13 protein-coding genes are annotated in these 13,402 nt (G+C 66.8%); all 13 read right to left on the bottom strand.

What is annotated here, in order from left to right; genetic code table 11:
• Positions 1 to 22 precede the first annotated feature (22 nt).
• The 13 genes from ACG00Y_RS06745 to tadA all read right to left on the bottom strand — a co-directional run bounded on the left by ACG00Y_RS06745 (position 23) and on the right by tadA (position 13,373).
• Complete coding sequence (locus ACG00Y_RS06745; protein ID WP_394477185.1) at positions 23 to 1,276, bottom strand: hypothetical protein; 1,254 nt, start codon at positions 1,274 to 1,276, stop codon at positions 23 to 25.
• A gap of 82 nt (positions 1,277 to 1,358) precedes the next feature.
• The gene (locus ACG00Y_RS06740; RefSeq protein ID WP_394477183.1) at positions 1,359 to 1,796 is read right to left on the bottom strand and encodes an ExbD/TolR family protein; all 438 of its coding nucleotides are present in this window, start codon (positions 1,794 to 1,796) and stop codon (positions 1,359 to 1,361) included.
• Positions 1,797 to 1,811: 15 nt separating this feature from the next.
• Entirely contained in the window at positions 1,812 to 2,240 is a 429-nt protein-coding gene (locus ACG00Y_RS06735) for an ExbD/TolR family protein (RefSeq protein WP_394477181.1), read from the bottom strand.
• A gap of 30 nt (positions 2,241 to 2,270) precedes the next feature.
• Complete coding sequence (locus tag ACG00Y_RS06730; protein WP_394477179.1) at positions 2,271 to 3,176, bottom strand: MotA/TolQ/ExbB proton channel family protein; 906 nt, start codon at positions 3,174 to 3,176, stop codon at positions 2,271 to 2,273.
• 6 nt (positions 3,177 to 3,182) lie between these two features.
• On the bottom strand, positions 3,183 to 3,830 hold the full coding sequence (locus tag ACG00Y_RS06725; RefSeq protein WP_394477177.1) for an ABC transporter substrate-binding protein: 648 nt from the start codon (positions 3,828 to 3,830) through the stop codon (positions 3,183 to 3,185).
• 494 nt (positions 3,831 to 4,324) lie between these two features.
• The gene (locus ACG00Y_RS06720; protein WP_394477175.1) at positions 4,325 to 4,951 is read right to left on the bottom strand and encodes a TonB-dependent receptor; all 627 of its coding nucleotides are present in this window, start codon (positions 4,949 to 4,951) and stop codon (positions 4,325 to 4,327) included.
• Complete coding sequence (locus ACG00Y_RS06715) at positions 4,848 to 5,336, bottom strand: hypothetical protein (RefSeq protein WP_394477173.1); 489 nt, start codon at positions 5,334 to 5,336, stop codon at positions 4,848 to 4,850. Before ACG00Y_RS06715 ends, ACG00Y_RS06720 begins: the two co-directional genes overlap by 104 nt.
• Before the next feature lie 53 nt (positions 5,337 to 5,389).
• A complete protein-coding gene (locus ACG00Y_RS06710) occupies positions 5,390 to 7,219 on the bottom strand; it encodes an ABC transporter ATP-binding protein (RefSeq protein WP_394477171.1) in 1,830 nt (609 codons plus the stop codon).
• The gene (locus tag ACG00Y_RS06705) at positions 7,212 to 8,648 is read right to left on the bottom strand and encodes an ABC transporter permease (protein WP_394477169.1); all 1,437 of its coding nucleotides are present in this window, start codon (positions 8,646 to 8,648) and stop codon (positions 7,212 to 7,214) included. The genes ACG00Y_RS06710 and ACG00Y_RS06705 overlap by 8 nt, the downstream gene beginning before the upstream one ends.
• The gene (locus tag ACG00Y_RS06700) at positions 8,645 to 9,628 is read right to left on the bottom strand and encodes an ABC transporter permease (RefSeq protein WP_394477167.1); all 984 of its coding nucleotides are present in this window, start codon (positions 9,626 to 9,628) and stop codon (positions 8,645 to 8,647) included. The genes ACG00Y_RS06705 and ACG00Y_RS06700 overlap by 4 nt, the downstream gene beginning before the upstream one ends.
• Entirely contained in the window at positions 9,628 to 11,841 is a 2,214-nt protein-coding gene (locus ACG00Y_RS06695) for an ABC transporter substrate-binding protein (RefSeq protein ID WP_394477497.1), read from the bottom strand. The genes ACG00Y_RS06700 and ACG00Y_RS06695 overlap by 1 nt, the downstream gene beginning before the upstream one ends.
• Positions 11,842 to 11,850: 9 nt before the next feature.
• Positions 11,851 to 12,831, bottom strand: coding sequence for an LD-carboxypeptidase (locus ACG00Y_RS06690; protein WP_394477165.1), 981 nt, complete (start codon positions 12,829 to 12,831; stop codon positions 11,851 to 11,853).
• Complete coding sequence (gene tadA / locus ACG00Y_RS06685; protein WP_394477163.1) at positions 12,831 to 13,373, bottom strand: tRNA adenosine(34) deaminase TadA; 543 nt, start codon at positions 13,371 to 13,373, stop codon at positions 12,831 to 12,833. The genes ACG00Y_RS06690 and tadA overlap by 1 nt, the downstream gene beginning before the upstream one ends.
• Positions 13,374 to 13,402 lie beyond the last annotated feature (29 nt).

Raw genomic sequence — 13,402 nt, 5'->3', positions numbered from 1 at the left:
TTTCAACTCGCAGCCGGAAGGATCAGCGCTTGCGCGAGTAGACGACCCACAGGCGAGCCAGGTCGGCCGCGCCTTCCGAGCCCTTGACCGAGCGCCAGGCGGCCTGGGCCTTGGACGTCTCGCCGGCCAGTTGATGCGCCAGGCCCAGGTAGAGCTTCGCGTCCTCCGGGCGCTTCAAGTTGCCCTTGGCGATGCCTTGCTCGATCTGCGCGATGCCCTTCTTGGCATTGCCGCCGAAGGCGTTGGCCAGACCCAGCGTCACGAAAGCATTGCCGTCCTTCGCGTCCTCGGCGGCCTTCTCGTTGGCCGCAGCGTTGGCCTTGGCCTCGCCGATCTTCTTGATCATCAGGTCGGCCAGACGCTTGTGCCGGGCGCCTTCAGCACCCTGCCCCAGCACGCCGGCAGCCAGGCCCTTGTCGACGACCTGCTTGCCCTCTTCCGGATAGCCGGCCTGAGCGGCCAGCTGCGCCATCTCCATGTAGTCCTCAGCACCACGCGACATGTTGTTGGTCGCCAGGCGCAGGCGGTAGAGATCCAGCGCGTAGCGGCTGCTGTCGAAGCTCTTCTTCTCCGGCAGGCCGCCGAGGATCTGGGCCCACAGCTTGGGATCGGGGTAGTAGTTCAGCAGCTTCTCGGTCGCGAGGGCCTCAGCGTTCGCGTCACCCTTCTTCTGCGCAGCCCAGAGCAGATTGGTGAGCTTGTCCCTCGCCGGGGCACGGCCGGCCTTCTCATCGCTCTGGATCTCGGCCAGCGTGTCCTTCATGAAACCCGTCACGTCGCCAGACTTGAACTGGGCCTGCTGCTGCACCTGCTTGACCGTCGGGCTGTTGCCGCCGGCCGCGAAGTACTTGTTGGCCCATTCCAGCGCCTTGGCAGCACTGCCGCCACGCAGGTAGGTGCCAGCGATGGCTTCCATGTACTGCAGCTGCTGGGCGCCGGACAGCTTGCCCGCGCCCTTCAAGGCCTCGAAGGAGCGCACCATCGTGTCGGGCTCGTTGGCCACCATGGCCGCCGAGAAGCGGATGCCTTCGATGGCGTTGTTCTCGGCAGCCGTGCGGCCACCAACAGCCTCGGCATCACGCACCTTGGCCAGCGCCTCCTTGGCCTTGCCGGCCCTGAGCAGCTTGTTGGCGTCCTGCAGCGGCGTGCCGACTTCCTTGCGAACGCTGTCCTGGGCAGCCGCCTGGCTGAAGCCGAACTCGGCGCCGGGCGCACCGTTCAGGGACAAGGCCAGCGCGCCAACGGCGACGGCCACCACGGTTTTCAATGTCTTCAACTTGCTCTCCTACAAAGCAAAAACGCGCCGCCCTCTCGGGCAGCGCGCTCAAAGTATCGGCGTCAACTGGCCCGAGACCACGTCACTTGACGTATTGCTCGTTACCAACCATGCCCATCTTCTTGACGTTGTGCCGCTGGGCCGAAGCCATCACCGCAGCCACGACACCGTAGTCGACGAGCTTGTTCGGCTTGATGTGGATCTCGGGCTGGCCGCTGATGGGCATCGCACCGATCTCCTGCATTTTTGCGTTCACGTCCGGCAGGCCGGTCAGTGCAAGCTCGTCCCAGTAGACGGTGCCGTCAAAGTCGATCATGACGGTGTGCACCACCGGGTCTTCGACCGGAGGGTTCGAACTCGGTGGCGGCATGTCCAGGTTGATCGTGTGCAGCTGGATGGGGATGGTGATGATGAGCATCACCAGCAGCACCAGCATCACGTCGATCAGCGGCGTCGTATTGACGTCCATCATCGGCTCGGCATCACCGTCGCCCGACGAACTTCCAACATTCATTCCCATCTTTAACTCCTGGGATCAGCCGCCGCGAGCCGGCGGTTCGGTGACGAAATTGATCTTCATGATGCCGGCGCGCTGGCAGGCGAAGATCACACGACCGACCGATTCGTAGCGGGATTTGTCGTCACCCCGGATGTGCACCTCGGGCTGCGGATTCTTGACCGCTTCCTTGCCAAGGCTCTGCACCAAGGAGTCCATGTCGGGAATCAGCCTGGTATTCCAGTAGACGTCGCCGTCCTTGCTGACCGAGATTTCGATGTTCTCCGGCTTGGTGACGCGAATGATGTTGGTCTCCTTGGGGAGGCTGACCGCGATCGTTTGCGTCACCACCGGAACGGTGATGAGGAAGATGATCAACATCACCAACATCACGTCCACGAGGGGCGTGGTGTTGATGGTGGAGTTGACTTCGTCCTCGCCGGAAGCGGTTCCGACGTTCATGCCCATGGCATTGGCTCCTGTACGAGGGCGCTCTGCTTAGCGCTTGGCAACGGCGCGATTGCCCATCAGGACGCCATGCAGGTCGCTGGCGAACGCCCGCACTTGCGACATAACGGTCTTGTTGCGATTGAGCAGCCAGTTGTAGCCGATCACCGCCGGCACGGCGACAACCAGACCGATGGCGGTCATGATCAGCGCGGCGCCCACGGGGCCGGCGACCTTGTCGATGGAGGCCTGGCCGGCGACGCCGATGGCGGTCAGCGCGTTCAGGATGCCCCACACCGTACCGAACAGGCCGATGAAGGGAGAGGTCGAACCGACGGTGGCGAGGAAGCCCAGGCCGGAGGAGATCTTGGTGTTGACGTCGGCAACGGCGCGATCGACGTTCATCGTGACCCAGCTGCTGTGGTCGATGTTCTCGGTCAGAGCGCCTTCGTGGTGCTCAGAAGCATCGATGGCAGCGGAGGCGATGTAGCGGAAGGCACTTTCTTCCTTCAGGCCCTTGACGCCGTCAGCCAGGCTGGGCTTCTTGAAGAACGTCGCGCGGACTTCGTTGGCTTCGGACTGCAGCTTGCGGGTGTCCCAATAGCGGACCACCATGATGTACCAGGAGCCCATGGACATGATGGCCAGGAGGACAAGCACGACCTGGTCGACGATGTTGCCGTGGGCAATGATGTTGGCCAGGCTGTAAGGATTGTCGACGGCCGAGGCAGCAGCGGCCGGAGCGGCAGCGGTCTCGACGGGAGCGGCAACGGCTTCAGCGGCAGGGGCCGATGCGGCCGGCTGCTGGTCTTGCGCCTGAGCGGGAGAAACGGCCAGGGTCGCGACCATGGCGATGGCGGCAAGGAAGCCGGTGATGCGAGAAATCATGGAGTCAACTCCTAGGGAAAGATTCTGTTTTGGTAGGTTCTGGGTGCGCCGAACGGGCGCGCAGTTCAAGATGACTTAGTCGATCTTGAAATGGAACTCTTGCTCGAAGATGTGGTCGCCGGGGCACTCATAGGTGTCCTTCAAGTGCTGGTCGATCGCCTGCGTCAGCTGGCGCTGGGCCTTGCGATCCACGCCACCACGCAGCGAAGCGAACTCGACGGAGGTCACGCGGCCCTGCTTCACGGTTGCGGTCGCCTTGTAAAGCGCCTCACCGCTCCAGTTGACAGCCGGCGCCTCAAGTTTGCCCATCTTCGTGCAGACCATGCCGGCCGTGACGGGGCCCTTGCGCGCCGGGGGAGCCGGGGCGGCTGCAGCCACGGGGGCCGGAGCGGGCTTGATGCTCTCAACGGCGGGCGGCGCCACTTGGGTCGACTGGATGGCCGGCGCCGGCGGTGCCGGTGCCGTGACCTGGAACTCAGGCGGCGGCACGAAAGGCGGCGGAGGCGCCTTCAGATCCGGCGGCGGCGGGACGATCTTTTCGGGCGGCGGCGGCGGCTTGACCTTTTCCTCGATCACCTTCACGTCGATCGGGCCGGTGACCTTCTTGACGATGTCCTTGGCCAAGCCGCTGGCCAGCGCGTAGATGGCCACGACGTGGATCAGGACCACGATGCCGATGCCCGTGAACCGCGACGCGCCTTGCTTCTCCTGCGCAAAATTCATGCGCGCTCCTTCTTGCAACTACAAATCACAGTCAATGACTTTCAGGAAAGCGGCCGCTGGGCATCGGCGGAGATGGAACTCCAGCCTCGGGCCAGCCCCCGAAGGGCGTGCATTCTAAAACGCGGGAAGAACCTACCCACCTCGTTGAAAACACGCAGTCAGCCGGGCTTGCAAGGCTTCTTTACATCCGGTTCGGCCAAAAAAAACGCCCGGTGGCAGGAGCCGTCGGGCACGCGTTTATCGCCACGAACCTGATGTGGAAAAACCACACCTCCGGCCAAACTTGGCCATGCCCTCATCTTAGCCCCCCGCCTCCGCCCCCCTCTTGGGGGTAACCCGGACAGACGAAACAGCGCGATTACATGCGACGAATCGCCTTGATGCGTCGCCACCGAAATCGAATTCACCTGGCAAATAAAAAGGGGAACGCGCTGGACGCGCCCCCTTTTATCTATGCTCCCTCAGAGGCGAGGCAATTCGACACCGGCGTCAGATCACTTGAACTGATAAGTCACCGTGCCATAGATGAAGCGGCCGCGCGGATCGGCAAAGGAACCCGCGAAACCGGCCGCGTGCGAGCCATAGCTGGAGGAGGCGACGAACGGCGGGTCCTGGTCGAACGCGTTGCGTGCGCCCAGAGCCAGGCGCAGGTTCTTGAATCCGCGGTAGCTGACCGCCAGTATCCAGCGGCTGGTGTCCTTGACGTTGTACGGCGCATCCACGCCCAAGTTGGTGTCGACGACGGCGGCCGACTCCTGCCAACCCTTCGTGAAAACGTTCTCCAGCGCCACGTTCCACGAACCCAGCGTCCAATCGAAGGACAGCGTGTGCTGCCATTCCGGCACCGGCGGATTGCCACCAAGCGACTTGCCAACGTAGTCGGTGAACGGCAGGTCCTTGCCGTTCTGCAGTTCGTACTTGAGCGTGCGGGTGGCGGCGGAGCCGACGCGCAGGAGACCAAGACCGGCCAGTTGCACGGCCGACTTAATGTCAATGTCGATGCCGGAGGTCTTGAGTTCACCTTGGTTTTCCGCCGGCGTCTCGACGCAGGAGATGAAACCAGTGGTCGGGGAACGCTTCAACCGCGTCTTGTACTTGGTGTACAGGCCGGGCTCGGCCATCAGCGCGTCGCCGTTGATGACGCCGATCTGGTCCTACTTCTGGATGTTCCAATAGTCGATGGCGCAGGCGCGGAACAGCAACTCCTTGCTGGGCTGGAAGCGCAGCGCGACGCGGGCTGCCGAAGTCGCTGTAGCTGTCATAGCGCGCCGCGACCGAGGCTTCCCAGCCCTTGGCGAACGGCAGCGACAGTTCGCTGTAGACCGCCAAGATGCTGCGGCTGGCCGAAGTGGCGGGCACCGAGCCCTCACCGCCGATGTGCGAGCCCTTGGAGCACTCGGGGTGGGCCGGGCTGTTGTCGGCCTTCTCGCGGCGCAGGTCCAAGCCCACGGCCATCATGCCGCCGTCCATCTTCATCAGGTCGCGGCTGACCTTGGTGTCCAGCACGACGGGCAGCCCGCTAGCGCGGAAGCCAGGGACGTTGCTGGTGCGCGGCACCGTCAATCCATGACCCGCAGCCGCGGCACGGCGGCGAGCAAGCCCTGCGTGTAGGCCTCGCGCGGTGCACCCAGCACGTCGGCGCAGGCGCCCTGCTCGACGATGCGGCCGCGCTGCATGACGGCGATGTCGTCGGCGATGTACTCGACGACGCCGATGTTGTGCGTGATGAAGAGGTAGGCCAGCCCCTGCTCGCGTTGCAGGTCGCGCAGCAGGTTGAGGATCTGGGCCTGCACCGACACATCCAGCGCCGACGTGGGCTCGTCGCAGACGATGAGCCTGGGCTCCACCGCCAGCGCGCGGGCGATGGCGATGCGCTGGCGCTGGCCGCCGGAGAACTCGTGGGGCCAGCGCTGCAGTGCGTCGCGGCGCAGGCCGACCTGGTCGAGCAGCGTGTGCAGGCGCTCGCGGCGGGCCGTGGCGTCCAGCTCGGGGCGCAGCGCGATCAGGCCTTCTTCCAGCACGTCGGCGACGCGCATGCGCGGGTTCAGCGATGCGAACGGATCCTGAAAAATGATCTGGATGCTGCGCCGCGCCTTCACGAGAGCCGCGCCGCTGAGCTGGAACAAGTCCTGCCCGTCGAACAGCGCCTGGCCGCTGATCTGGGCCTGGCGGCGCAGCAGCTGGACGATGGCCTTGCCGGAGGTCGTCTTGCCGCAGCCGGATTCACCCACCAGGGCCAGCGTGCGGCCGGCGTGGAGCTGGAAGCCGACGCCATCGACCGCGTCGAAGTGGCGCGGACCGCGGTGGAAGGGCGGCGTCTTCAGCGCGAAGCGCACATGCAGGTCGCGCACGGCCAGCAGCGGCGCGCCCTGCCCGGTCGGCGCGGTCGGGAGCGGCTTGGGCACGGCCACCTCGCGCGGCAGCGCCTCGCCGAGCTGGCTGTAGAGCAGGCAGCGCACGCGGTGCTGCGGGCCTTCCTCGGTCAGCTCGGGCGGCGTCGTGGCGCAGTGGCGCATGGCCTTGTCGCAGCGCGGCGCGAAGCGGCAGCCGGCAAAGTCCAGCCACAGCGGCGGCACGGTGCCGGCGATCGCTGCCAGCGGCGCGCCGCGCCGGGCGGCGTCGGGCAGGGCCTGCAGCAGCAGTCGCGCGTAGGGGTGCTTGGGCGTTGTGAAGAACTCCGCCGCCGGCGCGACCTCGATGATCTGGCCGGCATACATCAGCGCGACGCGGTGAGCCATGCCGCTGACCACCGCCAGGTCGTGCGTGATCAGCAGCACGCCCAGCTGGCGCTCGCGCTGCAGGTCGCGGATCAGGTCGAGGATCTGCGCCTGGATGGTCACGTCCAGCGCCGTCGTCGGCTCGTCGGCGATCAGGTAGTCGGGCTCGGCGGCCAGCGCGATGGCGATCATCACGCGCTGCTTCTGGCCGCCGGATAGGCGGAAGGGGTAGTCGTCGATGCGGCGCTGCGGCTCGGGGATGCCCACGCGCGACAGCCAGGCTATGGCCTTGGCGCGGGCGGCCGCGCCGCGCAGCGGGGTGTGGGCTTCGATGGCTTCGACGATCTGATCGCCCACGCGCATGACCGGGTTCAGGCTGGTCGACGGCTCCTGGAAGATCATGGCCATGCGCCCGCCGCGCACCTCGCGCATGCGGGCTTCGGGCAGGGCCAGCAGGTCCTGGCCGTCCAGCCGCACGGCGCCGCTGGCGACACGGCCGTTCTCGGGCAGCAGGCGCATCAGCGCCAGCGCCGTCATGCTCTTGCCGCAGCCACTCTCGCCGACGAGCGCGAAGGTTTCTCCGCGCGACAGGCTCAGGCGCATGCCGTCAATGGCGCGCACCAGGCCGGCGTCGGCGTCCAGCTGCACGCGCAGGTCGTCGATCTCAAGCATCGGCGGCTCTCCGGCGCACGAAGAGGCGCGGCCGCGCCGAGCGGGCCTTGGGGTCGAAGGCGTCGCGCACGCCGTCGGCGAACAGGTTGGCGGCCAGCACCAGGCCCACCATGAAGCCGAAGGCCGCCGCGAAGCTCCACCAGACGACCGGGTCGCGCGACATCTCGGCGCGGGCCAGGTTGATCATGCTGCCGAAGCTGCTGGTCGTCGGGTCCACGCCGACGCCGACATAGGTCAGCACCGCTTCGTACAGGATCAGCTCGGAGAAGCTCAGCACGACGGTGATCAGCACCAGGTGCATCACGTTGGGCAGGATGTGGCGGGCCATGATGCGCAGGTCGCCCACGCCGAAGGCCGTGGCGGCTTGCACATAGTCCAGCTCGCGCAGCTTCAAGGTCTCGGCGCGCACCAGGCGACACAGGCCCGCCCAGCCGGTCAGGCCGAGGATGAGGCAGAGCATCAGCATCTTCAGGTCTGAACGCTCGGCGGCCGTCTCGAAGAGCTCGGGGTTCTTGTCCAGGAAGACCTGCACCATCAGCACGCAGGCCGCAATCAACAGCACATTGGGCACGGAGCTGAGCGTCGTGTAGACGTACTGAATGGCCTCATCCACCCAGCCCTTGTAGTAGCCCGCCAGCACGCCGAGCACCAGCGCGAGCGGCAGCGTGGCCAGCGTCGACAGCGCGCCGATGACAAAGGCGGTGCGCACGCTCTTCAGTGCCTGCACGAGCACGTCGTTGCCTGTGCGGTCCGTACCGAACACGTGGTAGTGCGGCATCAGCGCGAGGACGGGGCCGGCGAGCAGCAGGATCACCGCCAGCGTGATGAGCACGGCGCGCAGCGGGTAGAAGGTGCGGTCGGCGGCGAGGTCGGCCAGCGCGTGGCGCCAGCCATGGTGTTGGCGGGCGAGCGCGGCGGCCGTCAGCGCAACGAGCAGGGCGGCGACGGCGAGCCCGCCGCCCAGGCCCAGCGCGGTCCGGCGGGCCACGTCGCCCGACCATTGCGTGGCCGGGTCACTCAGGTGCGCGCCACCGAACTTGAGCCGCGGATAGTCACGTCGGGCCTGGCCCTGGGCGTCGACGATGCTCTCCTTGTTGAAGCCGTGCGCGCTCAAGGGCGCCGAGTAGCTGACCTCGCGCATGGCCGTCTGGCGCGTCAGCAGCAGGTCCAGCGTGGACAGCGTGCGCGTGTCGTAGACGGTGCTGCCATCGGTCGTGGCCAGCGCCGGGCGCAGGTGGATGCTGTCGAGCAGCGTGACCCCCAGGAACAGCGCCATGACGACGCCGGCGCTGGCGGCCACCGGGTCGCGCAGCACATGGCGCCAGGTGTTGCGCAGGTTGGCCTGCGATCTGACGCGCAGCGCGTAGGCCACGATGGCGGCCACCATCAGCCACAGCGCGAGGTCGGTCCACAGCAGCACGATCTTCATTGCAGTCTGACGCGGGGATCGACCCACGTGTAGGCGATGTCGATCAGCGCATTGCTGGCGATGTAGAGCAGCGCCCCGAGGAAGACCATCGTCCGCACGATGGCGAAGTCCTGCCCCGTGATGGCCTCGATGACGAAGGCGCCCAGGCCCGGGATGCCGAAGAAACTCTCGAACACCAGGCTGCCGAGGAAGACATACGGCAGATAGCTGCCGGCGCTGGTGATGATGGGGATGAGCGCATTGCGCAGCACGTGGCGACGCAAGACCCGACCCTCGCTCAAACCCTTGGCGCGCGCGGTGCGCACGTAGTCCTTGCCCATCTCCTCCAGGAACATCGCGCGGTACAGGCGCGCCTCGCCGCCCAGCCTGGAGAGCAGCGACAGCAGGATGGGCAGCGCCAGAAAGCGCACCGCATCCAGCCCAGGCGCGAAGCCGTTCATCGGCACCAGCTTGAGCACGCGGGCGAACAGGAACTGGCCGACGATGATGTAGAACAGGCTGCTGATGGACAGCATCAGCACGCACAGCACGACGCCCCAGAAGTCGATGCGCGTGTGCCGGAAGAACACCAGCAGCAGCGAGAACGCGACGCTGACGATGACCTGCAAGATGAACAGCGGCAGCGCCAGCTGCAGGCTCACGCCCATGCGCACCTTGATCTCGTGGCCGATGTTGATGGCCTGGCGAGCGTCGCTCTTGCCGAAGTCCAGCGCGAACAGGCTGACCGAGCGCTCCCACAGGATGGTGTGCGTGAGCTGCTCGGTGCCGGTCTTGGCGGCGTCGAAGTACAGCGGCTTGTCATAGCCGCGCTCGGTCTTCCAGGTGTCGATCTGGGCCTGCGTGATGCGCTTGCCGCCGATGTTCAGCCGCGCCATGTCGTCGGGCGTATTGACCGAGAAGAACAGGAAGAAGGTGAACAGGTTGACGCCGACGAGGATGGCCAGGCCGTAACCCAGGCGGCGCAGCATTAAGCGCAGCATCAGCGCACCTCCACGGCCGTGGCGGTCTCGCGCCTGCGCCAGGCACGGCGCGTGGCGATGAAGATCGCCAGCCCACCCACCGCCAGCACCGCCAGCGGCCAGTACACCGGCTGGTTCCACGCGGCGACCTTGGCGGCGCGCTCGTTCACATCCACGCGCAGGTAGCGCGCCCGATCACGCACGACGACACCCGGCTTGCCGTTGTAGACCCAGTGCTGGAAGGCCAGGCCCGAGTAGCTCCAGAAGCCCCAGGCCCAGGGCGCATCCTGGCGCGCGATGTCGTTCATCTGCGCCATGACCCGGACCTTCTCGTCGCCGTCCTCCAGCGACTGCAGCTTGCGGAACAGACGGTCGAACTCCGGGTTGACGTAGTTCGCCGTGTTATCGCCCTCGTGCTGGCTCTTGCTGTTGGGGCCGTAGAGCAGGAACAGGAAGTTCTCCGCGTCGGGGTAGTCGGCAAACCAGCCCCACCAGAAGATCTGGTGCTTGCCCTGGCGGATCTTTTCCTGGAACTGGTTGAAGTCGGTCGCGCGCACGTCGAGCTGTATGCCCAGCTTGGCGTACTGCCGCACCATCCAGTCGTTCTGCGCCTTCAGCTCGGGCGTGACGACGCGCTGGAAGTCGTAGTTCAGCACCAGCGGCTTGCCGGTCTTCACGTCGCGACCGCCGGGGTAGCCGGCCTCCTCCATCAGCTTGAAGGCATCCGCGAGCGGCCTGCGCTGGGCCTTGCCGTTCACCAGCCGGTGCGTGACAGGGTTGAACTCGCCCGGCTGCCCCTCCCTGGACCCGAACACGCCGGGCGGGATGGGCCCATGGGCCGCGTCGCCACCCGTGTCGCGGAAGATGCGGCCATAGCCCTCCTCCCAGTCGATGGCGATGGAGATGGCCTGGCGCAGCGCGCGGTTGCGCCTCTGCTGCTCCGGTGTGTCGCCCTTGCCGACGACGGGGTCCAGCCAGTTGAAGCCCATGTACCAGTTGGTGATGTCGACATCCATCGGCAGCCGAAAGCCGCGCTGCTCGAAGAATGCCTTCACCGCGTCCGAGTCATCGCGGTCCACCGCGAGGTTGACGCCCCAGTCGGCGCGGTCCATCTCGGGCAGGTCCAGGTAGCCCTGCTTGAACAGCTCCTTGATCGGCACCTTCTCCTTCACGTTGATGGCCACGACCTTGTCGACGAACGGGATGCGCTTGCCGCAGTCCGCCAGCAGGCCCGCTTCGGCGTCACCCGGGCTGCCGTCGCAGGGGTAGGTGTCAGGCCGGTAGTTGGGATTGCGGCTCATCACATGCCGGCGGTCCTGCACGTACTCGGTCATCATGAACGGGCCGCTGCCCACCGGCCACTGGTTCCAGCTCATCGAGTTGGCCGCCATGCCGGGCTGGGCGTAGAAGGCGTCCACCTCCCAGGGGATGGCCGCCGTGAAGTTGGTGGCCATCCAGTATTGCCACTGCGGGTAGCGGCCCTTCAGGCGGATGCGCAGCAGGTGGTCGTTCACCGCCACCGCGCCGGCCAGCGGCCAGCGGCGCAGGTCCAGGAAGGGCTTGTCGGCCAGGTTCTCGGGCAGCCCGGCCAGCTGCTCTTCGTTCGCACGCTTGACCGTGGCGATGTAGTCCTTCAGCCCCAGCACATGCTCCGAGAACACCGCCGCCAGCGGCGCGTCCAGACGCGGGCTGGCGTGGCGCTTGAGCGCGTAGACGAAGTCCTCGGCCACCACTTCACGCGTGGCCAGTTGCTTGAACTCGAAAGGGCTGCGCTTGCTGCCCAGCTCGCCCGGCTTGAGCTGGTGATAGAGGTAGTTCCCCTGCGCGTCCTTGGCGAACGCGGGGTGGGGCGACCACTTCAGGCCGGGGCGGATGGGCACGTCGTAGACGGCCTCGGCGATCTGCTCGTCGGGCGCGTCGTCGGGCAGGCGCCGGCCTTGCGCGTCAAGGTAATAAGGCTTGGCCAGCGCATCCGCCGCGCGCGGGATCAGCGTGTAGGGTCGCTTGAGCGGGTGGTAGCCGTAGGGCGGCTCGCTGATCTCGTAGACATAGGTGCTCTCGGGCGCGGTATAGGACGAGGTCGGGTCCAGATAACGCGGCGAGCGCTCCGAGAATGCCATGTAGAGCGTGTTCTCGCGCTCGGCGCCAAGCGGATGCGGGCTGTTGTTGCAGGCAGCCAGCAGCACGACCGCGAACGCGCTCGTAACCCGTTTGACCCAGCCGCCGAATCCCACCACGACGGTTCAGTGCGCGTGACCGCAGTCCGGGGCGCAGTCGTCGCCATGCTCATGCGCGCCATGCGCCAGCCGCGGGTCGGACTGCCAGCCCAGGATGGCCTCCCGGCCCTGCACGTACAGCTCCACCGTGCCACCGACCGGCAGGCAGACCTTGGTGCGCACATGGCCGAACGGCAGGCCCGTCAGCACGGGAGTCTTCGTGCGGCTGCGCAGCGCGGCGACGGCGTCCTTGAGCCCATAGCCCCGGTCGTTGGCCGTCTTGGCCGCGCCGCTGAAGTCGCCCAGCAGCACCGCCGCCTGGGTGTCGATCACGCCGGCCTGCTGCAGCTGCAGCAGCTGGCGCTCGACGCGGTAGGGGTGCTCGTTGACGTCTTCCAGGAACAGGATGCCGCCCTTGACCTTGGGCCAGTGCGGTGTACCGAGCAGCGAGCACAGCACGGTCAGGTTGCCGCCCCAGAGCCGGCCACGCGCCTCCAGGCCGTCGAAGCCGCCGGTCGGCTCGCGGAAGCCAACCGCCTCCAGCGCGCCGCTCATCGCTTCGAGAAAGCAGTCACGTGTGACCTCGTCGACACCGCCGTCCGCCTCACTGCGGCCGAAGTCGTCGCAGGCCAGCGGGCCGGACCACATCGCCAAGCCCTTGTGGCGGGCGATGAAGCCGTTCTGCAGAGCGGTCAAGTCGCTGTAGCCAACCCAGCGCGTGCCCTGCTCCACGCTCTTGGCGATGCGGGCCCAGGCTATCTGGTCCAGCAGCCGCGTCATGCCATAGCCGCCGCGCGTGGCCAGCGCGATGGAGGGCGCGGCATCGGCAATGCGGTGCAGCGCTTCAAGGCGGGTCGCGTCGTCGCCGGCAAAGCGCTGATGCCTGGCCAGCGCATCGGCATCGATGGCAACCTCGAAGCCCAGCTTCGTCAGCCGCTTGGCTGCGCGCTTCAGCGGCTCGGCCTTGGGCAAGGCGCCAGCGGGGGTGAAAAGGGTCAGGGAAGTCATCAGGAGGGGTCCAGTTCAGTGGCTTCGCCGGTGGGAATCAGGCCTTGCCGCTCGGCGCGCCGCGCTCGGGCAGCCTCGCGGCGCTCGGCGAAGAACTCACGCAGCAGCTTGGCGGAGGCGTCGGCCATCAGCCCGCTTTCGATGCGCGTGTGATGGTTGAGCTGGGGCTGGCCGAACAGGTCGATGACCGATCCGGCCACGCCGGTCTTGGGGTCGGGCGCGGCAAAAACCACGCGCTTGAAACGCGCGTGCATCAGCGCCATCGCACACATCGCGCAGGGCTCCAGCGTGACGAACAGTTCGCACTCCGGCAGCCGGTAGTTTTCCAGCAGCGTGGCGGCGTGGCGCAGCGCCACGATCTCGGCATGGGCCGTCGGGTCGTGCGTCGTGATGGGGCGGTTGTAGCCGGTGGCGATGACCTGGCCACCCCGCGTGATGACGGCGCCAACGGGCACCTCGCCCACCAGCCAGGCGTTCTGCGCCTGATCCAGTGCGAGCCGCATGGCGTACTCGTCGGCGGGCGTGAAAAGGGGCTGGGTCATGTGGGCCGGCAGTTTACCCATGGCATGCT

The organism is Pelomonas parva (assembly GCF_043555835.1).
Taxonomy (GTDB): Bacteria; Pseudomonadota; Gammaproteobacteria; order Burkholderiales; family Burkholderiaceae_C; genus Pelomonas; species Pelomonas parva.
Note: the sequence above shows the minus strand (reverse complement) of the source record. Positions and strands in the feature narration are given on the sequence as shown.